The organism is Paracoccus litorisediminis (genome assembly GCF_009711205.1).
Taxonomy (GTDB): Bacteria; Pseudomonadota; Alphaproteobacteria; order Rhodobacterales; family Rhodobacteraceae; genus Paracoccus; species Paracoccus litorisediminis.
In genome coordinates, this window is the sequence record NZ_WMIG01000001.1 from 1 (window position 1) to 23853 (window position 23853).

Below are 23853 nucleotides of genomic sequence, written 5' to 3' on the forward strand. Positions count from 1 at the left end.
AAGCAGTCGGCATCTGCCCTTCGGGCGTAGCATAGCACAGGCTGTTTATACCGCGCACAGGCGGGCAGCGGCCCGGGACGGTTTTTTAGCAATCGGTTCTCAAGGGTGAGATCCGCGACGACCTCTTTCAGCGCTGCGGCCTCGGCCCGCAGGTCCTTCACCTCGGCGCTGTTGGCCTGCCGGGCGGTGTCTCCCGCCAGACGCCTCTTCCCAGCCTCGAGGAACTCCTTCGACCAGCTGAAATAGACGCTCTGGGCGATCCCCTCGCGCCGGCACAGCTCGGCAATGCTGTCCTCGCCGCGCAAACCGGCCAGGACGATCCGGATCTTTTCCTCGGCCGAATGAACCTTTCGCGTCGCACGGCGAATGTCTCTCACCGCGCGATCGGCGGCGACTTTCTGATCAACGGGTTTCTTGCTCATCTTCGCTCCTTGAAAGCTACGATGTGCCAGAAACCCTCCCGTCATCAATCAACCAAATCTGTCCCATAGGCCCTGACGCCGGACAGAGAGCGGCCTTCATGCCGCGTTTGGAGAACTGCAGACATCGGCATTCGCACGGGGCCAAGGTGGGCAGAACTATTTCACCGTATTTGGCCAACTCCATCGCTGGCTACTGGAGCCCGGTGATCGCAGTGATCACGGTCCGATCAAGCAGGTGCTGCGGGATTACATTCTGCAGAACATGGATGTCTGTGTTGGACGCAGCCTTCTTGGAAGACCTGTCGAACGGCGCTGCAAATACTCGGTGCAGTCCCTTGCACTTGAGACCGGGGTGCACCGCCAGACCTTGTCCAAAGTCCTGATCGAACGTGGCCTGATCACGGCAGAAGCTGCGGACAAGCCATATTCGATCCTGCTTGTTGATGCCGAAGGTGGCCGTGAGGCAGCCGCCGCGCTGAAACGAGCCGTCCAATTTGTTCAACTGCCTGCCCTGCTCAATTCGACACGGCCCATCGCCACCTTTCTGATCGAACTTGGGCTGCTGACCCCGCTCCACCGCACCAGCGGCGAGAATACCCGGGACAAGTGCGGCTTCGACGCGCGCGAACTCGATCGGTTGCTGGACCGTGTTCATGCCCTAGCCCCGGAAATAACCGACTTGCCGGCCGACTGGGTAACTCTGACGCAATGCACCAAGCGCGCGCGCATCCCGATGCGGCATCTGCTTCAGACGATCTTCCAAGGTGGGATTAAGAAAATCGGACGCGTTATCGGCGAATCCGGCTTCAGCGCATTGCGGTTCGACATCGAAGAGATTCGCCTTCGGTCGCCCTGATCCGCTGACAGTCCCCGGAATTCGATCATCGCCGCCTCTCGCGGCCATTTTTTTTGATTTTTCGATGGCAGTTTTATGCGTGTTTAGTGGCAGCCTTTTCCGCCGATCGACAGAAGGAGGCCCAGCAATTGTTGGAACCGATGGCAGTTTTACGCGTGTCTCCACATCTGATTGTTCCGGCCACTATAAAACTTCCTTTAGGCCGAGTTTGCTTCCTTTTTGACAACCATAAAACTACCATTGGAAAGCCAGACTCACGGTTTCCTGAATAAATTCAAATCACTGCCGATTTTGGCCCGAACACGAGCGGCGTAGCGGCGCCGCTCGTTGCATTTAGCGCGGTCCCCTTGACCTCTGCGCCGCTCCGCTTCATCCCCTCCGCCAACCCGGGTTTCTGATTTCAACACGTCGCCGACGGTCCGTCCGCTTGGTCAAGCACCGTCGCGGCATTCGGACAAGGAACCCCTATGACCCGCATTCCCTTCATCGAAGCCCGGTTCTTCGATCCTGATGAAACCCAGCACGTGATCGAGGACCGCTTGGTCGCCCGATTGCGCAGGTTGCGCGTGGCCGACATCTCGGCCCCAATCCCGGAAAGCGACGTGAATGATAAGCATGCGCCTTGCCGTCCCCTTGCCCTGAGTGACCGCGAGCGGCGCAAGATCAGCCGCCGCGTCAAGCGCCTGCTGGAACTGCGCGAGGCCGCCTCTGGGCTGAGCCACCTGCGAAGCGACGACCGCGAGCGGCTGGAGGTGCTGCGCGAAGGTGCGCGACTGATCCAGCTCCACAGCGAACAGTTAGCAGCTGCCCTGCACGCGGAAATGCCCTGGATGGCCCCCGCCACCGAGATCGTCTGGCAGGAGATGCGCCGCTCGGTCCGCGAGGGTAGGCCCGGCCTGCGCCTGCCACCCCTGCTGCCGGATGGCCCGCCGGGCATCGGCAAAAGCCACTTTGCCCGGCGACTTGGCGAGGTCCTGTCGACTGCGACCTGCGTCATCGAGGCCACGGGCGAGAACGGCTCATTCGGTGTGGTGGGTTCACAACGGGGCTGGGGCAGCGCCCATCCCGGCCGCCTCATTGCCACAATTCTCGAAAGCCGCATCGCCAACCCGGTGATGGTGGTGGACGAGATCGATAAAGCCGGCCCGGTCACCTCCAACAAGGGTCTCGCCTTCGGCCTGCCCGAGGGCTTGCTGCCGCTGCTGGAGCTACTCACCGCCCGGCGTTGGAGCTGCCCCTATTACCAGGTCCGGTTCGATATGAGTCGGGTGTTCTGGGTGCTGACCAGCAACGATTACCGCCTGCCGCCCGCGCCATTTCTGAGCCGCTGTCCGCCAGTGAAATTGCGCAACCTATTGCAGGCCGAACTGGCTGGTTTCGTTCGGCGCGAAGGCGTGCGTCGCAGGCTCTCCGAACCGGCAATCGAGGCGATCGCCGAGGTGCTGGCACAGCCATTGCAGCGCCGTCACCACCCCAGTCTCCGCACCGCGATCCGCATGCTGCAGGACGCGGCCGATCTCGAGAATGCGCCGCTACTACACTGATCGCCTTTAGAAAAGAAGATACGCTACAATGAAGCTCGATCCCTATCTGCGTAACCGGTTCGATCGCCTGCTTGCCGCTATTGCCGCGGCCGAAACCGGTCCGTCGGAAAGCGACCTCGTCACCGCTCCGATTATTGATGGCTGGCGCCCCCTCATGCCTGGCCCCCCACAGCATGGTTCTCTGGGGCAAGGTTATCTGCCAATGCGGTGCATTCGCCGGGCTCGAACCGATGGCGCCTCGATGGCTCATTTCTGTATCTGGTGGTCATCATGGACTTGTTCACCCGCAAGGTGCTGGCTTGGCGCATATCGAACACGCCGGAAGCCAACTGTCTCGCGTCGAGGCGCTGAACGACGCCATCCACCGCTATGGCGCGCCCGAGATCATGAACACCGACAGTCATACGATTGATGCCAGTTCTCGGATGGTTTGACTCAAACACCGATCGACCATTCGCTGGGTTGGTGCCGCAGGCTTCCCGGTGTGATCTGACCCTCACTCCGATCGACCCAACATGTGTCTTTCCCTGGACCTGTCGATCATCCGGGAACGCCCTGCGGCGAGGCCTGGCCTCCAAGGTGCACCGTGACCCAAGAAGGGCATGACCATTCGGTCCCATGACTGTCCTGTCCATGCATCCTTCGGAGCAAAAAACAGACGGGCGCCTCAGGAAAGGATAATCGGATGGCAGCAGACCCGGCAGAAACTCACATCATCGGCGGCGTCGACACGCACAAGGATCTGCATGTCGCCGCTGTTGTCGATCATTGCGACCGTGTTCTCGGCACCGAGAGCTTCCCGACAACCCGGCATGGATATCGCTTGATGCTGGCGTGGATGAGATCCTTTGGCGATTTGCAGCGCGTCGGGGTCGAATGCTCTGGCAGCTACGGCGCAGGGTTGCTGCGCTACATGCAGGCTGCGGGTGTCGAAATTCTGGAAGTTACCGCACCTGACAAACTGGACCGTCGCCGGCGCGGCAAGAATGACGATTTCGACGCGGAAAGCGCGGCTCACGCGGCCTTTGCGAAACGGCACACCGTGACGCCGCGCAGCCGCGACGGCATGGTAGAAAGCCTGCGTGTCCTTAGGGTTTGCCGCAAGACCGCTGTTCAAGCGCGCCGCATTGCCCTGCAGATGATCCAGATGAACATCGTTTGCGCACCGGACAAGATCCGGGATCCGTTGCGCTCAATGACGCGGATGCAGCTGATCCGCACGCTCGCAGCCTGGCGACCTGATCTCACGGCGTATCGCCAGGTCGAGGAAGCCTACCGCATCTCTCTCAAGTCCTTGGCGCGGCGTTATCTTGAACTACATGACGAGATTGCCGATCTGGACGACATGATCGAGGCCATCGTCCAAGATCTCGCGCCGGAGCTGCTGGCCCAAACCGCGATCGGTCTGAACAGCGCTGCGCAGTTGCTGCTGACGGCGGGCGACAACCCCGACCGGCTGAGATCCGAGGCGAGCTTCGCGGCATTGTGCGGCGTTAGCCCGATCCCGGCATCTTCGGGGAAATCGGTTCGGCATAGGTTGAACCGAGGCGGCGATCGCGCTGCAAATAGCGCCATCCACATCATCGCCATAGGGCGGCTTCGATTGGACGCTCGCACGCAAGCCTACGTCGCCCGGCGTGTTGCCGCGGGAAACTCGAAGCTTGAGGCAATCCGCTGCCTTAAGCGCTACATCGCCCGCGAAGTCTTCGGCATCATCATGCGGCGGCATAGGGAGATCAACCAAAGCCAAATCGCGGCTTGACTCTTAGAAGGGCGTCCAAGGTTCGCAGTTCACGTCCTTCGCCTGGACTGATCGCCTGAAGCAGGTCGGCACGCGGATGTCGAGGGATGGCAAGCGGCGCTGGATCGACAACGTCTACATCGAGCGCCTGTAGCGGTCCCTGAAATATTAGCATCTATCTGCACGTCTGCGAGATCGGATCTCGGGCCATGTCTGCCATCAGCGGCTGGATTTTTCGGCCACTCTCTCGGACCGATGGCGTTCGCAGCTTCACTCTACAAGCACCAGCGGCCCCACGCCGCCCATAGCAGGCAGCTACCCGCCGTGGTCTGCTTCAACAGCATCGAAACCGACCGGCAGGCGCAGGCAGTAGCTTCAATCACCTCCCGAAACTGTCCAAGGATCGGGAGTGGCTCAGAGACCTGGGCACAATGGTGGCGCGGAAAGCCAAACTCTGGCCACTTTGAAGTCCGGATTAAGTTGGCTGTTTCGACAGGTCATTGACTAATCAGTCAACTTCCGCTCTCGAGTGAACTCCTACATAAAGGGATTGGGTCCTGCCGGCACAGGGTCCACGATAACGAGTTCAATGTTAACTGTCTAAATTTGAAGAGAATTTGACAAGGGCCGGATGAGCGGTGACGCTCACTCGGCCCTTTCGTTGTACTTAAGATCGCGAAGCCTGCAGGGAGGTAATCGGGATTGCCACTGGTGCGACCGAGGGCGCAAGGTCGCCATGAAGGCTACATATGATGAAGCCGCATTCATACTGACCGGCATCTATTGTGGTCAGGCACCAATCCACTAGAAGAATTGCCCAACGGCTTGGGCTTCTAGCGCCAGCAGCGCGATCTGTATCCGAAGGCCGCTGGCAGATATGACGTCGCCATAGCAGAGTTGCGAGCACCTCTCCCGCGACATAGGTCGCGGTTGTAGTCCGTGCGACCGTCACGGTCATATTCCAGTACATTATAGACCTCGATCCGGCCCGGCCACAGCGTGTCGGGCGGGTCAGCTTGATCCACCGCCGGATCTCATTGTGCCGATCTGGCGCGGGAGCTTGGCGATGTCAGTTATTGGCCCGCCACGGGGGCCAGCTGATGTGCCCAGAAAAGCCCGCTATGCCGTTCCTGTTGTCCGACGCAGATTCATGATCGACCTTGCGGCCATCCGCCTTGCCTCATCCGGCGCCACGCCAAGCGCCGAGCAATTCGTGAGAATTGCCCGTACGATCTGGGTCTCGCTGTCCACGAGGGCAGCGGGCTTCTCTGCCGGAGGCTCGTTGGATGCCGTCATCTGTTTTTTACTGCAACGGCATTGGCGACCTTGTCCTTGGTGCTTGGTGCGGCGGCGATCACCTTGGGTTTCACCGCCTTGGGCTTCTTCTCGTCGCGTTTTCGCTTGTCCATGCCCTTGGCCATTGGCCTGCTCCTCCAGCTGCCGCCGAAAGTCGACGGATTTGACAGACTAGACCTTTGCGCGAGGATAGATACCCGTTTTCTTCGATTTCGGATCTGCGAAACCCGGTGGCGAGACTGTTGCCCGGACGATGCAACGATCTCTCCTTGATTTCATCCAATTACCATCCATATACCATCCATATGGAAGGATATGCGCAATCATGGCATCCACGACGCCCACAAAGACTGCAGACAGCGAAAAGATCACCCTGAACCTGGGTTTTGTCGATCTGGGACGGATCGACCTTCTGGTGCAGGAGGGGTTCTATTCCAACCGCAGCGACTTCATCCGCACCGCGATCCGCAATCAGATCGACAGTCATGGCGAGATCGTGACCCGCTCGATCGCGCGCAACACCATGGATCTTGGCCTGCGCCATGTCAGTCGCGCCGAGCTTCAGGCGCTGCGAGACAAGGGAGAAATGTTGCATATCAGCGTCGTCGGCCTGGCACGTATTGCAGCCGATGTGACGCCCGAACTCGCCTCCGCAACCATTGGTTCGATCACCGTGCTGGGCGCGCTCCAAGCCAGTGACGACCTCCGCAAAGCACTTGCCGACCGTATCCATTAGCCACCCTGAACCAAGGAACAGCAGCATGAAACCACTCGACCTCGGCGCGTTGCGTCGGGTGATTGCCGATGCCTGCCCCGGCAATGCCAACGATCTCGTGCGCCGCACCCTCGCGCGGCATGGTCTCGCCGCTGAGGGCAGCGGGACTGCGGCGGAGAATCCGCTGTCCGCGCTGTCCCGCTTACGGGAAAAGCCAAGTACCACTCCAACCGCACGGCCGATTCCGGGCGCGCGCTTCGATGCCCGATCTTTTACCTGCGCTGCAGGTGGGCGTGACTATCTGATCTATATCCCGGCCAGCGCCAAGGACGGTGCGACGGGGTTGATCATGATGCTGCATGGATGCACCCAGACACATGCTGATTTTGCGGTGGGCACTGGGATGAACACGCTGGCCGAGCAGCATCGGCTGATTGTCGTCTATCCGCAGCAATCGCGTGGCGACAACGCCCAATCCTGCTGGAACTGGTTCAGCCCCGGTGACCAGCGTCGCGGCAGAGGCGAGCCAGCGATCCTTGCCGGTCTGGCCACTGAGATTGCACGAAGCCACGACGTTCCACCGTCGCGGACCTTCGTCGCCGGATTGTCAGCGGGGGCGGCAATGGCGGTGATCCTTGGTGAAACATATGCCGATGTCTTCGCCGCCGTGGGTGCGCATTCGGGACTGCCGTTGGGGATCGCAAGGGATGTCCCTTCGGCCTTCGCAGCCATGGCAGGCAGTGTGGGTAACGCCGCTCGCAGGGGTGATCGACGCCCGACGCCCACCATCATCTTTCAGGGCAGCGCGGATCACACCGTCCACGGCTCAAATGCGGATCGGATCGCGGCCGATATCATCGCCGCTGGACCCGAGCAGACATTTCTGGACAGGATTTCGGACCAGACAAATGGCCGCGGCTTTGTCAGGGAAACCACAACAACCAGCGATGGCGCTATGCTGCTGGAGTATTGGAAGGTCGAGGGTCTTGGGCATGCCTGGTCCGGTGGAGAGCCGGGCGGTTCCTACACCGATCCGAAAGGCCCCAATGCAAGCGCCGAGATGGTGCGCTTCTTTTTGAACCTGGGGGAGGAAAGCGCGGGGTCGTAGGGACAGCAGTGCCGCCAGTTCATTTCCGCTGGCGGCGTGTGCTTTCCAGCACAGGCAGGATGCTCGGCTGCCAAAGCCGAATGCCACCCTTAACCGATTGCAAATGAAATGATGCCCCGCACAACCGGTGCCCACCGATGACGTATCTGCTTATCCCATCGCAGAGGCTCTTGCGATTCTTCTCGTTGCGTCGCGGAGCCTGTCTATTCTCGTACCGCTAGAGTATCCGCCGAGCTGGTGTCAGAGTGAATTTCGGCATCTCGTTATCTGGAAAAATCAGTGCAATCTCATAGCACTGCGTAGCCCTGTGCGCCCTTAATGCCATCGGTCCTGCCAAGATGCGTTCAGTCAGTGCCCCGTTTGCCCAAACGTGATGATCCAGGACGAAGTGGAAATATTCGATTTCAGGCACTGCCTCGACGGCGATGCCAGCATATCCGATCAGGTGCTTTGCCGGTACCATCACCTCCTCCTGGCCAACATTCGTCGAGCAATCGGTGAGGACAGCGCGCGGTGCTGGGCGGAGACGAGCAGATCCTGTTCCGGATACCCTTTTGCCCAAGGCACCTGCGGGAATTTTGATTGGTCGATGTTCACGGCGTAGAGGGAGAGCTACTCCTTCGAATTTGCGCGATCCGATCCATCGGCTAGGCTGCGGACCTAGCGTCTCAACGAGATCGCCTACCAGCAGATCTTCGACTTTCTGCAAGCCCGTAGCTATCAGCGTGCCACGAGTGAAGAGGACAATGGCATCGTCGCGTATAAGTTGGTTGTCCGTCCCAGTCGTATCAGTAATGGGCGCACGGACCGCCCAAGCGACACGGCGGACAACTGCGCAGTTCGCGAGCTAGACAGCACGAAAACTATTCACCGGAAGTTCGATCTGCTGGTCGCACAGTACGGGGTAGATCTGGCTCATCTGGGTGCACAACTGGTCGCGCGGATGGGCGTACCCACCGGAGCGGTCCATCCCATTGTATTTTCATTTGGTCAGTTGCGCACGTCATCGGTCGTAGGATGAGCACCTTCTCTAGCCAAGAGGCATGCGATGCGGGTCGCAGAGACCGATCAACCCTTTAGATCGACGAGGCGGCTTTCCTGGAATTTCCGGCAGATAGGGGCCAAGCCCTCTCGCAGGCCGACGGGTTCCGAAGTCCTTAAAAGTACAAAGCTCTATCATCTGAACAATTCGGAATTATAGCGTGTTCGCTTTGGGCCTCGGAACAATGGCGCCCAGCCCTCTCGCCGATCCGGCATCGGTCGCCTGAACCTCTCGATCCACGGCCCATACTCGCCGGTCGACGGCAACGAATGCTGCATTGTATCGACCGCGCGAAGCGGTCATTCAAAGCGACGCTGAATTTGACATCCGCGACTTGAAGGCTGATAGAGGCTGTATGGCCGAGAAGGATATCCACATTTTCGCCCGGTCGACCGGTATCCCGTTGGCGGGATCACGGGATGACGACCAAGTGGCCTGACCACAAAGATTGCCAGCCTTTGCCTCGCCCCTGCGACGAGGTTCTTTGGCAAACCAGCCTCGTCTTCCCGCTTTTTCTTCCGGAGATGAAGATGGCACAGAATATCTACGACAATCCCGATTTTTTTGCTGGCTACAGCCAGCTGCCTCGTCAGGTGCACGGGCTGAACGGCGCCCCGGAATGGCCCGCCATTCGTGCCCTACTGCCGGATGTTAAAGACCGACGCGTGGCCGATCTTGGCTGTGGCTTCGGCTGGGCCTCGCGATGGTTCCGCGAGCAGGGCGCAGCCTCAGTCCTTGGGCTGGATCTGTCGCGGAACATGATCGAGCGTGCGCGGGCGGACACCGCGGATACGTCAATCGACTACCGCATCGCCGATCTGGAGACCCTGGAACTGCCGCATGCCGCGTTTGATCTTGTCTACAGTGCGCTGACATTCCACTATATCAAGGATTTCGGGCGGTTGGTTTCTATGATCCATAACGCGCTGACGTCCTGTGGTGATCTGGTCTTTACCATCGAACATCCGATCTTCATGGCTGCCGCACACCCACACTGGCTGCGGGACGAAGATGGGCGCAAGACCTGGCCGGTGAACGGCTACTCATCCGAGGGCGAGCGCCGCACCGACTGGTTCGCCAAAGGGGTGCTAAAGCAGCATCGGACGCTGGCTACGACACTCAATACGCTGATCAGCGCGGGCTTTACGCTGCGAAAAATCGGAGAGTTCGCACCCACCCCAGAGCAAATCAGGGCCATGCCTTCGCTTGCCGAAGAGCTGGAGCGCCCGATGATGCTTCTGATTGCGGCGCGCAAGAACTGATCCCATTGCCATCCAATCCTTGATTGTCCTGAATGGGTTCCGAATCTAGCCGCGGCGCAACACTGGCCTGCTGTCCGTCCAGCCATGCCGGCAGCGAGCGGCAGCCCATCGCGATCGACCGACCTCTGCCCTTGCTGCGAGGCAGCGTTCGGGACATTCGCGCAAGTGTTTCTCGCCTTATCCTCTTCACCCATCGCTGTGCCTCCGCACCCCCGCCACCAGTTCTTTCAGGCCGCTCTGCATCCCCAGTGCGGGCGGGCGGGACCGCAGGTGCCGCGGCTCCACCAACCGTCGGGGATTCCGCCTTCACCGGAACGGGGATCGTCTAAACGAACGCGTCACCACCTAGATTGTTTAGGATCGGAACGAACGACTCCGGATTTTCCTGCTTGCGGCGCTGATGTGGTTCGACCTTGTCCCGGCGATCCGCACTGTCGCCTTCGACAGTCAGGCACATCAGGGTGTAGCCTGAGTCATACGGCTTCTCATTGCGCCGCTGCCGCGAGAACGCCTCAAACGGCCGCCAAAAAGCACTAGGAACGATCACCTACACGGCTGATCACCCAAGCCTGAAAATGGGGAACTTTATCTCGTTACTTTTGGGAAGCTATGATCGGCGTTGACAACAAACACCCAGACTCAGGACCGAACATTCGCTAAATTGGTGGGCTCATTGTGACTCAAACTGGAGTAGCCTGAGTGTTCGAAAAAATCACCACCCGCGGAAAAAACATGCACGAAAGGCGTAATGTGGCGGGCCTGAGGGAGTGCTTCGAAGGTGGTTAGCGCAACGCTTGCGCGTGTAATCCCGCTAGGGCGAGCGCCGTCGCAGATGAAATCATACCAATGGCAGAACATTCGTCCCGCGGAAGCGCAACGCCATACCGAAACGACACTCCGCGAAGGACTGGTTGTTTCCACGACAAAAAGGCCGCTCTCCTGCCCCGATCGGGGGAAAACTCAGCCGAACCGTTCTGCACGGCGAGCCGCGAAGTCGCCCAATATACTGAAATTTAACTGAAAAATATGATTTTGGTAGGCGCGGAGGGATTCGAACCCCCAACCAAGGCGTTATGAGCGCCCTGCTCTAACCGTTGAGCTACGCGCCCGTACGCGCGTCAGATAGTATAGCTTTGCTGAGCAGGTCAAGCCTTCATTCTATCATTTTTAAAGCAATTTACAAAATCAACATCTTCCACATAAATTTACCAAAACTAGAACTCAATGATGCTGCAAAAAATAACATAAAATCACAAACTTCAGCATATTAAAGCATAAAGATGCAAACAGGAAAATTGGCCAACTTTTCACACCATCAATCGAGTGAAAATGATAAAATCACTCCGGTCGTCAATTGATTTAGCTGCATTTAAATAACTATCTATATTTAATTTACAATAGGTCAGGCCCATACCAGATATCCAACCGGCATAAACTTGCACCAACTTGGAAGCCTGGATCTCGGGCAGATGCTTTTGTCTCGCTCAAGCAAACATCGCGCAGTCTGCGATAGCCATCGGGAATATCAGCCAAGTCGCGCTGGAAAACCTTTAATTGCCCGTCACGATTAACAATCGCAGAGATAAGCGTATTTAATGCCTTATCACGGGCATAAAACACGCAGCATCTCCACGTTGCCGCTTGAACTCAGCCACTCTGCGCAAGCTTCTGCAAGGGGCCAATCAAACCCTCAGGCGCGGCCGAGCTTTTTCAGACGAGCCTCGCGCAGTCGGGCGAAATCGTCGCCGGCGTGGTATGAGGACCGCGTGAGCGGGGTTGCGGACACCATCAGAAAGCCTTTGCCATAGGCTGATTTTTCGTAGCCCGCGAATTCCTCGGGGGTGACGAAACGGTCCACGTGATGGTGCTTCGGCGAAGGCTGTAGATATTGGCCAATGGTGATGAAATCGATATCCGCCGCGCGCATGTCATCCATGACCTGCAAGACGCCCTGCCGATCCTCACCCAGACCGACCATGATGCCCGATTTGGTGAACATCGCAGGGTCGAGTTCCTTGACCTTCTGCAGCAGCCGCAGCGAGTGGAAATAGCGCGCGCCGGGACGCACCGTGGGATAAAGACCGGGCACGGTTTCCAGATTATGGTTGAACACGTCGGGACGCGCCTCGACCACGGTTTCCAGCGCACCGGGCTTGGATTTCAGGAAGTCCGGGGTCAGCACCTCGATGGTGGAACCCGGCGAGCGGTGGCGAATCGCACGGATGGTCTGGGCGAAGTGATCCGCACCGCCATCATCCAGATCGTCGCGATCGACCGAGGTCAGCACGACATGCTTCAGGTCCAGCTTCTGCACCGCATGGGCGACGCGGCCCGGCTCGAACACGTCCAGCGCGTTCGGCTTGCCGGTGGCGACGTTGCAGAAGGTGCAGCCACGGGTACAGATCTCGCCCATGATCATCATGGTGGCGTGACCCTGGCTCCAGCATTCGCCGACATTCGGGCAGCCGGCTTCCTCGCAGACGGTGGACAGGCGGTTCTCGCGCATGATGTCGCGGGTCTGCTTGTAACCTTCCGAGGTCGGGGCCTTCACACGGATCCACGAGGGTTTCTTTGGCTGGGCCTGATCGGGCCGGTGGGCCTTTTCAGGATGGCGCTGGTCGGGCATCCGAAGATCGCGCAAGGTTCTGTCCTTTCGGTCACGGTTGGCGCAGAGATACCGCGTCGTTCGGGCGAACGCAACGCCGGGCCTGCCATGTCCGACGCGCGGGACTGACCCGCGCGCCGCTTTGGTTAGCCGTTGCGGGCCTTGGCGCGCAGGCGGGCATTCCGCGCCACCATGTTCAGCGCCTCGACCAGCGCCGAGAACGCCATGGCGGCGTAGATGTAGCCTTTAGGCACGTGGACGCCGAAGCCCTCTGCGATCAGGGTCGTGCCGATCAGCAGCAGGAACGACAGAGCCAGCATCACGATGGTCGGGTTACGCTCGATGAAGCGGGCCAGAGGGTTTGCGGCCAGCAGCATGACCAGCACGGCCGAGACGACAGCCACGATCATGATCTGCACATGCGGCGTCATGCCGACGGCGGTGATGATGCTGTCGATCGAGAAGACCAGATCAAGGACCAGGATCTGCACGATGACACCGCCAAAGGTCGCCACCGCCGCGCCGACCAGCGTGTCTTCATGGTCGGTGGGATCGACATGGTGGTGAATTTCCTTGGTCGCCTTCCAGACCAGGAACAGGCCGCCGGCGATCAGGATCAGGTCCTTCCAGGACAATTCATTGCCAAGGACGGTGAAGACCGGTTCGGTCAGCCGCACGATCCATGCCACCGTCGCCAGCAGGCCAAGGCGCATGATCAGCGCCAGACCAATGCCGATCTTGCGGGCGCGTTCGCGCTGATGCTCGGGCAATTTATTGGTCAGGATCGAAATGAAGATCAAATTGTCGATGCCCAGAACGACTTCCATCACCACCAGAGTGGCAAGGGCGACCCACGCTGCGGGGTCCTGAACGAGGGCTAAAATGCTTTCCATGGTCCTTCCGGTTGTTTGTTTCCGGGGCCCTAGTTGTGCATTGCCTCGTTCCAGAACAACCCGCCGCCGGTCGGTTTCAGCCGATCAGGGGCGCGCCCGAGCCGTAAGTTTCCTGATAGTGGCGCTCAAGCCGCATCAGGGCGAGGCGCAGGACGATCTTGCCGGAGCGCGCCGACCAGCCCAGACGACGCTCGGTCATCTCGATGCCTTCAAGGAAACAGCAAACGCGCAAACACATGTCGCCAAGCCCCGGCCCCAGCTCGCGCAGCGCCGCCGCGACCCGGTTTCGGGCGTTTTCCGACCCGCCGCCATAGCCTGCACCATTGCGCGACACGTCGATCCCGGCGGTGAGGAAACCGTCCCAGTTCTGGGTGACGCGCGGCCCCATCTGGGCCAGTTCGAAATCCTCGCGCAGACGTTCCCCTGCAGCGATCAACTCGGGCGACAGGAAGGGGCGGCCATCGGCCTCGCGGCGGCGGGCCAGCATCAGCAGCGGGCTTTCGGCCAGATTGACGCGCGTGCGGCGACGGCGGCCATCCTCGGGATCGGTGATTTCGCGCTCTTCCCAGACCCGGTGCTGGTCGGCGTGGCTGAAGGGGGCAGCTTCCTCGGCGCAGCCCGCCATCTCATCGACGGGCGAGGCATCGGCAAAGTCCGGCTCTTGCGGCATAGCCGCCGCCCGGCGCGAGGCGACCAGCCCGCGCAGCACCTCGCGCCCCTGCCCCGAAATCGTGTAGCGGCAGACCTTGCCCTGCCCGGTCAGCTGCACCCAGGCGCGGATCGCCATATGTTCGGCCAGCTCGCGATCAAGGATGGCGGTGCGGATCTCGTCGCGCACGACGATTGCCTTTTCCATACCTTCGGCCACAACCAATTGCGCGCCCGGCTCGGCGAGACGGCGCAGGATCCGAGAGATCTGGTTCATCCCCGTCCGCCCCAGAGCAAGCGGCGCAGCTCCGGTATCGGGTGCGTGGGCCACCCGTTCGACCCCCTGATCGACCAGCGGATCGTCGCGGCGGGCTTCGAAGCGGCGAATACGGCGCAGGATGGTCGAGGCGTGGCAGCCCAGTTCGCGCGCCAGTGAACGGATGGATTCGCCGCCCTCGACATGTCGCAGGTAAAGACCAAGGTCGCCGTCCTCGGCCGTCTTGGGCAACGCGCCCGGGGTCGCAGGCAGGTGCAGGGCGCTGGTCTGGATGGGATTGACCAAAGCCGCTTGCAGGGCAGAAGGCATCCCCGCCGGAACGGCACCAAGGGTCAAATCTCCCGTCTGGATGGTCATGGTCAATCCTTCATGTGCGGGGACGAGCCGGCGAAAGCTCGCCTATTGGTTGTTTTGATTCATGTCGCCAGTGGCCATCTCCGGCCTGACAATTGAATATTTCCTAACATTTCCTAAAGAATTCTTGCCACGCCGCACGCAGCACCTCGCCACGACGCAACACACGTTATGGTTGCGAATAACTGGTTGTGCCAAGTGCAGGAGAAATTGCCATGACGATGATGCCGAACGTGATCCAGTTCCAGCCGCGTCCGCAGCAGACCGCGCTGCGCCGCCCGCGCCTTCTGGTGCGAGCCGCCCGTATTGGCGCCGCGTCCTTCAACCGCAAGCGCGAGTTGCCGCGCCTGCTGAAATGCGATGAGTTGCCTTCGCCCGAGGCCGCGCTGGCTCGGCTACGCGCCGAAGAAGCGCAGCTGAACGCGGCCAGACTTGACGCGCAGGCCGATTACGACCTGCAACGCCATGTTCTTGTGATGATCGCCATTCTGGCCGAAATGGCGCTGCTGGTTCCCGCCGCCGTCACTTACCCCGGAACAGCGATCCCAGCACGCCCCTGACCAGCGCCTGCCCGGTGCGGGTGCCCAACTGCCGCGCCAAGCTTTTGCCAAAGGCCGAGGCGATGCTGTCGCGGTTCGAGGCACGCGGTGCAGGTTTTTCCTCATCGCGGATCTGGATCGCGGGATCGTAACGCCTGCCCCGTTTGTGCTCGGGCTCGACCTTCCACAGATCCGCGTCGCTTTCCTTGGCGTCCGACGTGGCCAGTTCCTCGGTGGCTTTCTCGGCCCGCTTGGCCAGCAGTTCGGAGGCCGATTCACGGTCCAGCGTCTTGCCGTATTTCAGCCCCATCGGCGAGGCCGCGATCATCGCCGCCCGCGCGTCGTCGGGAATCGGGCCAAGCTGGGCCAGAGGCGGACGGATCAGCGTGCGCTGCACCATGCCCGGAACCCCCTTGGTCTCCAGCAGCGAGGTCACCGCTTCGCCAGTACCGACCGCCTGAATGGCCTCGGCAGTGTCAAAGGCCGGGTTCGCGCGGTAGTTTTCGGCGGCCAGACGCAGGGCCTTTTGATCCTTGGCGGTAAAGGCACGCAAGGCATGCTGCACCCGGTTCCCCAGCTGTCCCAACACCGATTCCGGCAGATCCGCCGGGTTCTGGCTGATGAACCAAAGGCTGACACCTTTCGATCGGATCAGCCGTGCCACCTGCTCGATCTTGGCGATCAGCGCGGGCGGTGCATCGTCGAACAGCAGATGCGCCTCATCAAAGAAGAATGCGATGCGCGGTTTGTCGGGGTCGCCTACTTCGGGAAGTTGCTCGAACAGCTCAGACATCAGCCACAGCAGGAACGTCGCATACAGCCGGGGCGAGTTCATCAGCCGCTCGGCCGACAGGATGTTGACCACCCCCTTGCCTGAGGCATCCAGCCGCATCATGTCCGACAGTTCCAGAGCCGGTTCCCCGAACAGGAAGGTGCCGCCCTCATTCTCCAGCACCAGCAGGGCGCGCTGGATTGCCCCGACCGAGGCGGTCGAGACATTGCCGTATTTCAGGCTGAGGTCCTTGGCATTCTGCCCGACCCAGACCAGCATGGATTGCAGGTCCTTCATGTCCAGCAGCGCCAGCCCCTCTTCGTCGGCGACCCGGAAGGCGATGTTCAGGACGCCTTCCTGCGCGTCGGTCAGGCCCATCAGCCGCGACAACAGCAGCGGGCCCATCTCGGCCAGAGTGGTGCGAACGGGATGACCGCGCTCTCCCCAAATGTCCCAGAAAGTCACGGGAAAGGACTGGTAATCCAGTGTGATCCCGATTTGCGTCGCCCGCTTGCCGAAAGATTCGGCCAATGGCCCATCTGCCCTGCCCGCCTGCGAAATCCCGGCCAGATCGCCTTTCACATCGGCCATGAAGACCGGAACGCCGGCCCGAGAAAAAGACTCGGCCAATGTCTGCAGCGTCACAGTCTTTCCGGTGCCGGTCGCACCCGCAATCAGCCCGTGGCGATTGGCATATTTCATCAGCAATTGCTGGGGGATGGCATAGTTTTCGGCACCTCCTCCGACAAAGACGGTCCCGGCATCCAGATCGACGATTTCAGTCATTCTTTCCCTCGGAAGTGCAAAAAATCATCCGTGTAATACAAAAGGAGAATACAACTGAAACCTTTTTGTGCCAGTGTAGTTATGCCGAGGAGTCGGGTTCATATCCCTCCCCGGCTTTCCTCCCTGTTGGACTGCCGCGCCCTCGGGCGCGGTTCTTTTTTCCGGCATTGAGTCCAGTCGAATATTCATCTTCTGCGTGTAATCACCATACTGCAAGCTGACGAATAGGACAGTTGACGGGTCCAGTGGTGGCCTCTAGCTTTCTGCGCAATGAAGACCGGCTAGTCCGGCAGGGAAGGGAAGCGATGGGGGTCCGGGCGCTGCAAAAGCACTCGGGCCCTTTTTATATTCCACGCCCCTCATGCCCCGCGAATCTCCATGAAACCGATACGCAAAGTTGAGCCTGCGCCAAGCGATCCGTCCTGACAACGGATCGGGCGCATGGTAGGAGCATGGCCATAACTTGGACCAAAGGAAGAGTACCATGGCCAACAGGACGTCCGCGGCGCTGATCGCCGCCATCTTCGCCATCGCCGGCACCGCCGGAGGCGCGATGGCGCAAGAAACCCCCGCACCGGCTGCCGCAGCCGAAACGCCTGCGACCCCTGCCCCGGCAGCTGCCGCCCCGGCCGCGCCTGCCCCTGCGGCAGAAGCCCCCGCCGCTGCACCTGCTGCTGCCCCCGCTGCGGCGGCACCGGCCACCGGCGAAACCAAGGTCGGCCAGCCCTATGCCAAAGAGACCTTCGGCGACTGGACCCTGCGCTGCATGAAGACCGAGGACGGCAAGGACCCGTGCGAGCTGTACCAGCTGCTCAAGGACCAGAACGGCGCCTCGGTGGCGGAAACCTCGATCCTCCCGATGACCGGTGAGGTTCAGGCCGTCGTGACCTTCGTTGCGCCGCTGGAAACCGATCTGCAGCAAGGCATCGCCCTGCAAGTCGATTCGGGCAAGGCCGCCCGCTATCCCTTTATGCTGTGCGCCCCTGTTGGCTGCATCTCGCGTATCGGCATGACCGATGCCGACCTTGCGCCGCTGAAAAAGGGCAACAAGGCGACCGTCTCTCTGGTGCCGTTCGGCGCGCAGAAGGGCCAGCAGGTCAGCCTGAACCTGTCGCTGTCGGGGATCACCAAGGGTCTTGACGCTCTGATCGAGGCGAACAAGGGCGTCACCCAGCCCGCCGCCGCGCCCAAACCCTGATTGTCGGTTCCGGAATTGCAAAGGGGCGCCATTTCGGCGCCCCTTTTTCATGCGGCGATGGCGGCCCGGAAAGGGCCGCCCGCCAGATGCCTTAGCTGATCGGCAGCGCCACAAAGCGCGGCTCGCCCTCGCGGCGGACCATCAGCAGGATCGATTTGCGACCGGCCTTCTTGGCCTCGTCGATACGGGCGGTGAAATCGGCCATCGAGGCCACGGGCTGCTGACCCGCCTCGGTGATCAGATCGCCCGGTGCCAGACCCTTGTCGGCGGCAGCGCCTTCGGGATCGACATCGCGCACGACAAGCCCCTGCGAATCGCCGGGAATACCGATTTCCGCAGCAAGCGCGGGCGTCAGTTCGACCACCGACATGCCCATCACCTTCGAGGGCGATTCGTCGCCGGACTTGCCCGACTTGGCTGCATCGCCACCCTCGGCCAGCTCGCGCCGACCCAGCGTGATTTTCAGGTCAACCGCCTTGCCATCGCGCTGAACAACGACATCGACGGCCTCGCCCACCGGCGCGTCGGCCACGCGGCGCACCAGATCGCGCGGGTCCTTCACTTCGCCACCGGCAAAGCTGGTGATCACATCGCCCGCCTTCATGCCCGCGTCCAAAGCCGGACCGGTCGGAACATCGGTGACCATCGCGCCCTTGGCATCGGCCAGGCCCAGCGATTCGGCAATATCTTCGGTCACCGGCTGGATCTTGACGCCCAGCCAGCCGCGGCGGGTCTCGCCGAATTCTTCCAGCTGCTGGACGACCTTGCTGACCACGTTAGACGCCATCGAGAAGCCGATCCCGATCGAGCCGCCATTGGGCGACAGGATCGCGGTGTTCACGCCGATGACTTCGCCATCCATGTTGAACAGCGGCCCGCCCGAGTTGCCGCGGTTGATCGCGGTGTCGGTCTGGATGAAGTCGTCATAAGTGCCCGACAGCGCCCGGTTACGGGCCGAGACGATCCCGGTCGAGGCCGAAAAGCCCTGCCCCAGCGGGTTCCCCAGTGCCAGCACCCAGTCGCCAACGCGGGAATGGTCGCTGTCGCCGAACTTGACGAAGGGCAAGGGTTCCTTGCTTTCCACGCGCAGCACCGCGATGTCGGTCTTGTCGTCCTTGCCGATGACCTTGGCCGGCAACGTCTTGCCCGAGAAGAACTCGACCTCGATCTCGTCCGCGCCCTCGATGACGTGGTTGTTGGTGACGATCAGACCGTCAGCCGAGACAACAAAGCCAGAACCCAGCGCATTCGAACGCTGTTCGGCCTGCGGACCGCCCTGGCCCTGCGGGAAGCCGGGGAAGCCGAATTCGCGGAACAGATCCGAGAAAGGGCTGCCTTCGGGAAGCTGCGGCCCGCCGGCGATCGGCGACGAGACGGTCGCGGTGGTGGTGATGTTCACGACCGCCGGGCTGACCTGCTCAACCAGATCCGCAAAGGATTCAGGCATCACCTGCTGCTTGCGGGCGGGGCTTTCAGGTGCGACCAGCGGCTTGTTCTCATTGGCGGCGTCCTGGGCGGCAGCGGCCTGGGGCGTCGCAGGCGCCTGGGCGAAGGCGGCGGACATACCCACCAACAACGCGAGGCTTGAAACGGTCAGAAATTTGCGTGGCAAGAGGGTCTTCATTGAGGTGTCTCCTTCGATACCGAGCGCCTGTGCGTCGCCCTGGCAATATGCTCACTTTCAATGATGTTTTCAGGTCCGTTGCAAATGAACCACGCTCGCAAGGAATGAACTGATCGTGACTTGTGGCGGCGATAGGGGTCAAGCGTGATCAGCTTATCCAGGTTCCGTTGCGAACATGAAAAAGGCGACCCACCGAAGACGGGTCGCCCAGTTTCTCTACTGTCCCTGCGATGGCCGGTCTGGCGGAACGCTTGGGTTGGCATGTCTTGCCTTGCTCGACGCCGGGGCGCCCCTTTGCGGGTCGCCATCCTTGCGGCGCGTCCGGATCGTTACGTCCGGTTTGGCGTGCCGCTGCGCGGTCTGCGTCGGAGCCACCACACCCCGGCGCCTGCCGCCCGACTTTTCTTGCCCTCCCGTAAAGGGATCAAGAATTCTTTCGCTATCGGCTTAGTCAGCCCTCCCCGACCGCCAGCCCGAACGGAGCGGAACCGGCAAGCAGCCCGGTCACGCCGACAGACCAGTCACCTTTGTTGTTTTCCGGTCGGGCCCGATCTTGCACCAGATCTGGTGGCCCGCCCTTCGGTGGACACAAACTGCCGTGTAATACATCACTTTTCAACGGATTTATTTCATATCGGCGCGGTCTAAAGCGTTGACAGGAAGCGCTGCGTCACCCCTTTGGGGATTCGTCACGCCTTGGGCCAAAACATGTGAAACCTGAGCAAGCGGCGAAAAATCCCGTTCTTCGGCCAGCTTCCCGCAAGGGACGGAAAGTTTTCCACAACTCTGCCCACAATCCACAAGCTGCGATAGCAAAGCCTGAGCCAGCGTGATTTTTTCAGCCGAAACGCAGGATTTCGCGGTCGGTGACGATGAAATCCAACGGCTCATCGGTCGGCTCGGCGGGAATCGCGCGAATCTCTTGCACGGCATAGGCGAAGCCGATGGCCGTAACCGGCCCCTGATCGCGCAATGCGCGCAGCGTTCGATCGTAATAACCGCCGCCATAGCCAAGGCGATGCCCGGCGCGGTCAAAACCCGCCAGCGGCACGATCAGGACCTGAGGCTGCATCTCGGGCGCGTCCTCGGGCGGGTGGCTGGTGCCAAAGCCGCCGGAATCCAACCGCCCGTCATACAGCCGAAAGACCAGCGGTCGGGCCGGGCCGGTCACCACCGGCAAGCAGACCGGGCCGTCATGCTGCTTCATGGCCGGGCGGGGATCGGCCTCATCGCGCATCGGCCAGTAGCCGGACAGGACCTCGCCGCGATGCGCTGCGAGAACGGCGATCAGGTTGCGGGTCAGCGCGACAGCGTCACCGCCTGCCCCACGTGCGGCCAGCGCAGCCCGGCGCAGCTCGGCCTTCATATCAGCACCCATGAGGCAAGGCCGAGGAAAGCAAAGAACCCCATCATGTCGGTCATCGTGGTCACGAATGTCCCCGAGGACAGCGCCGGGTCCAGCCCCAGCTTGTTCAGGGTCAGCGGCACCAGCACGCCGCCCATTGCCGCGACAACCTGATTGGCGATCATCGCCATGCCCAGCACCATGCCGATGCGGAAGTCGCCAAGGATCAGGCCCCCGGCCAAAGTCAGGATCACCGCCAGCCCGACGCCGTTCAGCAGGCCCGCCAGCAATTCGCGCAGAACGACGCGCTTGGCGTTGGCCCCGGTCAGCTCACGCGTGGCCAGCGCCCGGACCGCCACGGCCAGCGATTGCGTCCCGGCAATCCCGCCGGTCGAGGCGACGATCGGCATCAGCGCCGCAAGGATCACCAGCTGCGCCAGCGTCGCCTCGAAGCGCGAGATCACCAGCGCCGACAGCGAGGCCGTGAACAGGTTCACCACCAGCCACGGCAGTCGCTGCCGCGCGGTTTCCAGCGGCCCGTCCGAAACGTGGCTTTCGTCCGAGACGCGGGCCATGCGCAGGAAGTCTTCCTCGTGCTCCTCGTCCAGCACCGCCATGGCGTCGTCGATGGTGATGACACCGACCAGCCGGTCATGGTCGTCGACCACCGGAGCCGAGATCAGGTGATACTTGTTGAAGGCATAGGCGACGTCGCCCTCATCCTGACGGGCCGAGATGGTGCGGAAGCTGTCCTCGGTGATGTCGCGCAGCGCGATATGGCGGCGCGAGGACAAAAGCTTGCCCAAGGTGACATAGCCGACCGGATGGCGGCGCGGATCGACAAGGATGACGTGATAGAACTGGTCAGGCAGCCAGTCTTCCTGCCGCAGGAAATCGATGGTCTCACCCACGGTCCAATGCTCGGGGGCGGTGACCACCTCGGACTGCATCAGACGGCCGGCGGAATATTCGGGATAGGTCAGCGACTGTTCGACCGCGACCCGGTCGGATTCGTCCAGCGCGGCAAGGATCGCCTGCTGCTCGGGCGCCTCCATGTCCTCGATCAGGTCGACGACATCGTCGCTGTCCATCTCGCGCACGGCCTCGGCCAGCACCTCGCGTGGCAGCTGCTCGATCACCTCATCGCGGACGGATTCGTCGATCTCGGACAGGATGTCGCCGTCGATCTCGCCCGAATACAGATCAAGGAACTGACGCCGCCGTGGCGGGGTCAGTTGCTCGATCATGTCGGCAATGTCGGCGGCGTGGACCGGCTCCAGCACGGCATCAAGGGCGTTGCCGTCGCCCTCATCGATGGCGCGGTTGACCGCGTCCAGATCGTGCTGGCTCAGTTGGAATTCGTCGTCCGAGGAGTCTGATTGGGCGTCACGCTTTTCGATCATGGCTGGCTCCTCTTCTCGGGATATTCAGGCTTGAGCGCACCTTAGCCGCAGTGCGGCAAAGCCTCAATCGGCCGAGAGTTGCGCCTGCAGAAGTTCCAGCGCCTCGGCATGCAGTTCGGGCGAACCGGCAGCGATGATCCGGCCGCCCTGATGCGCGGGGCCGCCATTCCAGTCAGTGACGACGCCGCCCGCAGCCTGAACGACCGCAATCGGGGCCACAACATCATAGGATTGCAGCCCGGCCTCGATCACCAGATCGACATGACCCGCCGCAAGCAGCGCATAGGCGTAGCAGTCCAAACCGTACCGCACCAGCCGCGCCTGTGTGGCGACGCGCTGGAAGGCCTTGTGTTCATCGGGGCTGCCAACCTCGGGATAGGTGCTCATCAGCGTGGCCTGCGCAAGAGCGACACCGCGCCGCGCGCCAAGCGGCGTGCTGTCCTGACGCCCGGTCAGCAGCGCGCGGCCAAAGCCACCCTCGAACCGTTCGCCCAGATGTGGCTGATCGACGATGCCATAGATCGGCCCCTGCCCGTCGGTGACTCCGATCAGCACACCCCAGCTGGGCGCGCCAGCCATGAAGGCCCGCGTGCCGTCAATGGGGTCAAGGACCCATGTCAGCCCGCTGGTTCCGGGGCTGGGGCCGTATTCCTCGCCAAGGATGGCATCGTCGGGACGTTCTGCCCCCAGAATGGCGCGCATGGCGCGCTCGCTCGCACGATCGGCCTCGGTCACCGGGTCGAAACCGGTGGCGGCCTTGTTCAGGGGACTAAGCTCGGGACTGCGAAACAGCCGCAAGGTTTCGATCCGGGCGGCATCCGCCAGCCTGTGGGCCGTGGCGATGATGGCCTCGACCGTCTCGGCCGGAAGCGTGCTGCCCCCTGCACTGATCGCTTGCTGTTCCTGTCCCATCACTGTCCCCGTAAACCTGCTTCTCTGGCAGGATTAGCGGGGGAGCGCCAAAAGCGGAACCCCGTGACGTCGCTTCAGCCGGATTCAGGCCGCGTCGGACAGCACCCGCGCCAGCTCAAAGATCTGGCGACGCTGCGCCTCGGGCATGGCGTAATAGGCCCGAACCAGCTGCAGAGCTTCTTTGTCGGCAAGGATGTCGCCCTCGACCGCGTGCTGGGTCTGACCGTCTTCAAGCCCCTCAAAGAAGAAGCTGACCGGCACGTCCACCGCCTGAGCGATATCCCACAGGCGCGAGGCCGAAACCCGGTTCATTCCGGTTTCGTATTTCTGGATCTGCTGGAATTTGATGCCCACCTTTTCGGCCAGCTGTTGCTGGGTCATTCCGATCATCCAGCGGCGATGCCGGATGCGCTTTCCGACATGGACATCGACATTATGCTTCATGGTAACACCTCACTCAATCTATTGGGGCGCTATACCAAGGGGTGACAAGTATCGAGTAGCAACCCTG

At 61.3% G+C, this 23853-nt stretch carries 21 protein-coding genes, 1 tRNA gene and 2 pseudogenes; 10 read left to right on the forward strand and 14 right to left on the reverse strand.

Annotation, left to right across the window (positions count from 1 at the left end):
• Window positions 1–422 (reverse strand): transposase (locus GL300_RS00005; RefSeq protein WP_246195045.1); only part of this gene is annotated, 422 nt, incomplete at its 3' end.
• Window positions 423–657: 235 nt separating this feature from the next.
• Here GL300_RS00005 and GL300_RS00010 point away from each other — a divergent pair.
• The 5 genes and pseudogenes from GL300_RS00010 (at window position 658) to GL300_RS00020 (ending at window position 4584) form a co-directional block, all read left to right on the forward strand.
• Window positions 658–1278 carry a hypothetical protein gene (locus GL300_RS00010; RefSeq protein WP_155037544.1) on the forward strand — a complete coding sequence of 207 codons (621 nt, stop codon included), beginning with the start codon at window positions 658–660 and terminating at the stop codon, window positions 1276–1278.
• Window positions 1279–1745: 467 nt separating this feature from the next.
• Window positions 1746–2822, forward strand: a complete 1077-nt coding sequence (locus tag GL300_RS00015; protein WP_155037545.1) for an AAA family ATPase — start codon at window positions 1746–1748, stop codon at window positions 2820–2822.
• A gap of 28 nt (window positions 2823–2850) precedes the next feature.
• Window positions 2851–2964 (forward strand): annotated as a pseudogene (locus tag GL300_RS27380) (DUF6634 family protein); the annotation flags it as partial.
• A gap of 92 nt (window positions 2965–3056) precedes the next feature.
• Window positions 3057–3220, forward strand: a pseudogene (locus GL300_RS26565) (DDE-type integrase/transposase/recombinase); the annotation flags it as partial.
• A 287-nt stretch (window positions 3221–3507) separates the two neighbouring features.
• Window positions 3508–4584, forward strand: a complete 1077-nt coding sequence (locus GL300_RS00020) for an IS110 family RNA-guided transposase (RefSeq protein WP_155037546.1) — start codon at window positions 3508–3510, stop codon at window positions 4582–4584.
• A gap of 1271 nt (window positions 4585–5855) precedes the next feature.
• Here GL300_RS00020 and GL300_RS27020 read toward each other — a convergent pair.
• The gene (locus tag GL300_RS27020; protein ID WP_255524421.1) at window positions 5856–5984 is read right to left on the reverse strand and encodes a hypothetical protein; all 129 of its coding nucleotides are present in this window, start codon (window positions 5982–5984) and stop codon (window positions 5856–5858) included.
• A gap of 200 nt (window positions 5985–6184) precedes the next feature.
• Here GL300_RS27020 and GL300_RS00025 point away from each other — a divergent pair, with 200 nt between their 5' ends.
• Window positions 6185–6595 carry a CopG family transcriptional regulator gene (locus GL300_RS00025; RefSeq protein ID WP_155037547.1) on the forward strand — a complete coding sequence of 137 codons (411 nt, stop codon included), beginning with the start codon at window positions 6185–6187 and terminating at the stop codon, window positions 6593–6595.
• A 25-nt stretch (window positions 6596–6620) separates the two neighbouring features.
• Window positions 6621–7682, forward strand: a complete 1062-nt coding sequence (locus tag GL300_RS00030) for an extracellular catalytic domain type 1 short-chain-length polyhydroxyalkanoate depolymerase (RefSeq protein WP_155038497.1) — start codon at window positions 6621–6623, stop codon at window positions 7680–7682.
• Between the two features lie 217 nt (window positions 7683–7899).
• Here GL300_RS00030 and GL300_RS00035 read toward each other — a convergent pair whose 3' ends face one another.
• Window positions 7900–8478 carry a Hint domain-containing protein gene (locus tag GL300_RS00035; protein ID WP_343042897.1) on the reverse strand — a complete coding sequence of 193 codons (579 nt, stop codon included), beginning with the start codon at window positions 8476–8478 and terminating at the stop codon, window positions 7900–7902.
• A gap of 665 nt (window positions 8479–9143) precedes the next feature.
• Here GL300_RS00035 and GL300_RS00040 point away from each other — a divergent pair.
• Entirely contained in the window at window positions 9144–9986 is an 843-nt protein-coding gene (locus GL300_RS00040; protein ID WP_246195046.1) for a class I SAM-dependent methyltransferase, read from the forward strand.
• A 1033-nt stretch (window positions 9987–11019) separates the two neighbouring features.
• Here the strand turns inward: GL300_RS00040 and GL300_RS00045 are convergent.
• The 5 genes from GL300_RS00045 to GL300_RS00065 form a co-directional block, all read right to left on the reverse strand.
• Window positions 11020–11095, reverse strand: a tRNA-Ile gene (locus GL300_RS00045).
• 283 nt (window positions 11096–11378) lie between these two features.
• Complete coding sequence (locus tag GL300_RS00050; protein WP_155037549.1) at window positions 11379–11606, reverse strand: hypothetical protein; 228 nt, start codon at window positions 11604–11606, stop codon at window positions 11379–11381.
• Between the two features lie 70 nt (window positions 11607–11676).
• Entirely contained in the window at window positions 11677–12612 is a 936-nt protein-coding gene (gene lipA, locus GL300_RS00055; RefSeq protein WP_155038499.1) for a lipoyl synthase, read from the reverse strand.
• Between the two features lie 125 nt (window positions 12613–12737).
• Window positions 12738–13484, reverse strand: coding sequence for a TerC family protein (locus GL300_RS00060; RefSeq protein ID WP_155037550.1), 747 nt, complete (start codon window positions 13482–13484; stop codon window positions 12738–12740).
• A gap of 76 nt (window positions 13485–13560) precedes the next feature.
• On the reverse strand, window positions 13561–14772 hold the full coding sequence (locus tag GL300_RS00065; RefSeq protein ID WP_246195047.1) for a DUF6456 domain-containing protein: 1212 nt from the start codon (window positions 14770–14772) through the stop codon (window positions 13561–13563).
• 206 nt (window positions 14773–14978) lie between these two features.
• Here GL300_RS00065 and GL300_RS00070 point away from each other — a divergent pair, with 206 nt between their 5' ends.
• Window positions 14979–15323, forward strand: coding sequence for a DUF6477 family protein (locus GL300_RS00070; RefSeq protein WP_155037551.1), 345 nt, complete (start codon window positions 14979–14981; stop codon window positions 15321–15323).
• Here GL300_RS00070 and GL300_RS00075 read toward each other — a convergent pair.
• Window positions 15286–16860, reverse strand: coding sequence for a helicase HerA-like domain-containing protein (locus GL300_RS00075; protein ID WP_155037552.1), 1575 nt, complete (start codon window positions 16858–16860; stop codon window positions 15286–15288). The genes GL300_RS00070 and GL300_RS00075 overlap by 38 nt on opposite strands.
• A gap of 484 nt (window positions 16861–17344) precedes the next feature.
• On the opposite strand from GL300_RS00075, the gene GL300_RS00080 reads away from it, so the two are divergent.
• Window positions 17345–18058: an invasion associated locus B family protein gene (locus tag GL300_RS00080; RefSeq protein ID WP_155037553.1), complete on the forward strand. Its 714-nt coding sequence runs from the start codon at window positions 17345–17347 to the stop codon at window positions 18056–18058.
• Window positions 18059–18149: 91 nt separating this feature from the next.
• Here GL300_RS00080 and GL300_RS00085 read toward each other — a convergent pair whose 3' ends face one another.
• The 5 genes from GL300_RS00085 to GL300_RS00105 form a co-directional block, all read right to left on the reverse strand.
• Window positions 18150–19682 carry a DegQ family serine endoprotease gene (locus GL300_RS00085; protein WP_155037554.1) on the reverse strand — a complete coding sequence of 511 codons (1533 nt, stop codon included), beginning with the start codon at window positions 19680–19682 and terminating at the stop codon, window positions 18150–18152.
• Window positions 19683–20520: 838 nt separating this feature from the next.
• Window positions 20521–21060 carry a 5-formyltetrahydrofolate cyclo-ligase gene (locus GL300_RS00090; RefSeq protein WP_155037555.1) on the reverse strand — a complete coding sequence of 180 codons (540 nt, stop codon included), beginning with the start codon at window positions 21058–21060 and terminating at the stop codon, window positions 20521–20523.
• On the reverse strand, window positions 21045–22430 hold the full coding sequence (mgtE, locus tag GL300_RS00095; protein WP_155037556.1) for a magnesium transporter: 1386 nt from the start codon (window positions 22428–22430) through the stop codon (window positions 21045–21047). The genes GL300_RS00090 and mgtE overlap by 16 nt, the downstream gene beginning before the upstream one ends.
• A 63-nt stretch (window positions 22431–22493) precedes the next feature.
• On the reverse strand, window positions 22494–23342 hold the full coding sequence (locus GL300_RS00100) for an inositol monophosphatase family protein (RefSeq protein WP_155037557.1): 849 nt from the start codon (window positions 23340–23342) through the stop codon (window positions 22494–22496).
• 84 nt (window positions 23343–23426) lie between these two features.
• A complete protein-coding gene (locus GL300_RS00105; protein WP_155037558.1) occupies window positions 23427–23786 on the reverse strand; it encodes a helix-turn-helix domain-containing protein in 360 nt (119 codons plus the stop codon).
• Window positions 23787–23853 lie beyond the last annotated feature (67 nt).

Coding starts and splice junctions, on each gene's coding strand:
- GL300_RS00015 (WP_155037545.1), top strand. CDS start 1,746: ATGACCCGCATTCCCTTCATCGAAGCCCGGTTCTTCGATCCTGATGAA.
- GL300_RS00020 (WP_155037546.1), top strand. CDS start 3,508: ATGGCAGCAGACCCGGCAGAAACTCACATCATCGGCGGCGTCGACACG.
- GL300_RS27020 (WP_255524421.1), bottom strand. CDS start 5,984: ATGGCCAAGGGCATGGACAAGCGAAAACGCGACGAGAAGAAGCCCAAG.
- GL300_RS00025 (WP_155037547.1), top strand. CDS start 6,185: ATGGCATCCACGACGCCCACAAAGACTGCAGACAGCGAAAAGATCACC.
- GL300_RS00030 (WP_155038497.1), top strand. CDS start 6,621: ATGAAACCACTCGACCTCGGCGCGTTGCGTCGGGTGATTGCCGATGCC.
- GL300_RS00040 (WP_246195046.1), top strand. CDS start 9,144: ATGACGACCAAGTGGCCTGACCACAAAGATTGCCAGCCTTTGCCTCGC.
- lipA (WP_155038499.1), bottom strand. CDS start 12,612: ATGCCCGACCAGCGCCATCCTGAAAAGGCCCACCGGCCCGATCAGGCC.
- GL300_RS00060 (WP_155037550.1), bottom strand. CDS start 13,484: ATGGAAAGCATTTTAGCCCTCGTTCAGGACCCCGCAGCGTGGGTCGCC.
- GL300_RS00070 (WP_155037551.1), top strand. CDS start 14,979: ATGACGATGATGCCGAACGTGATCCAGTTCCAGCCGCGTCCGCAGCAG.
- GL300_RS00075 (WP_155037552.1), bottom strand. CDS start 16,860: ATGACTGAAATCGTCGATCTGGATGCCGGGACCGTCTTTGTCGGAGGA.
- GL300_RS00080 (WP_155037553.1), top strand. CDS start 17,345: ATGGCCAACAGGACGTCCGCGGCGCTGATCGCCGCCATCTTCGCCATC.
- GL300_RS00085 (WP_155037554.1), bottom strand. CDS start 19,682: ATGAAGACCCTCTTGCCACGCAAATTTCTGACCGTTTCAAGCCTCGCG.
- GL300_RS00090 (WP_155037555.1), bottom strand. CDS start 21,060: ATGGGTGCTGATATGAAGGCCGAGCTGCGCCGGGCTGCGCTGGCCGCA.
- mgtE (WP_155037556.1), bottom strand. CDS start 22,430: ATGATCGAAAAGCGTGACGCCCAATCAGACTCCTCGGACGACGAATTC.
- GL300_RS00100 (WP_155037557.1), bottom strand. CDS start 23,342: ATGGGACAGGAACAGCAAGCGATCAGTGCAGGGGGCAGCACGCTTCCG.
- GL300_RS00105 (WP_155037558.1), bottom strand. CDS start 23,786: ATGAAGCATAATGTCGATGTCCATGTCGGAAAGCGCATCCGGCATCGC.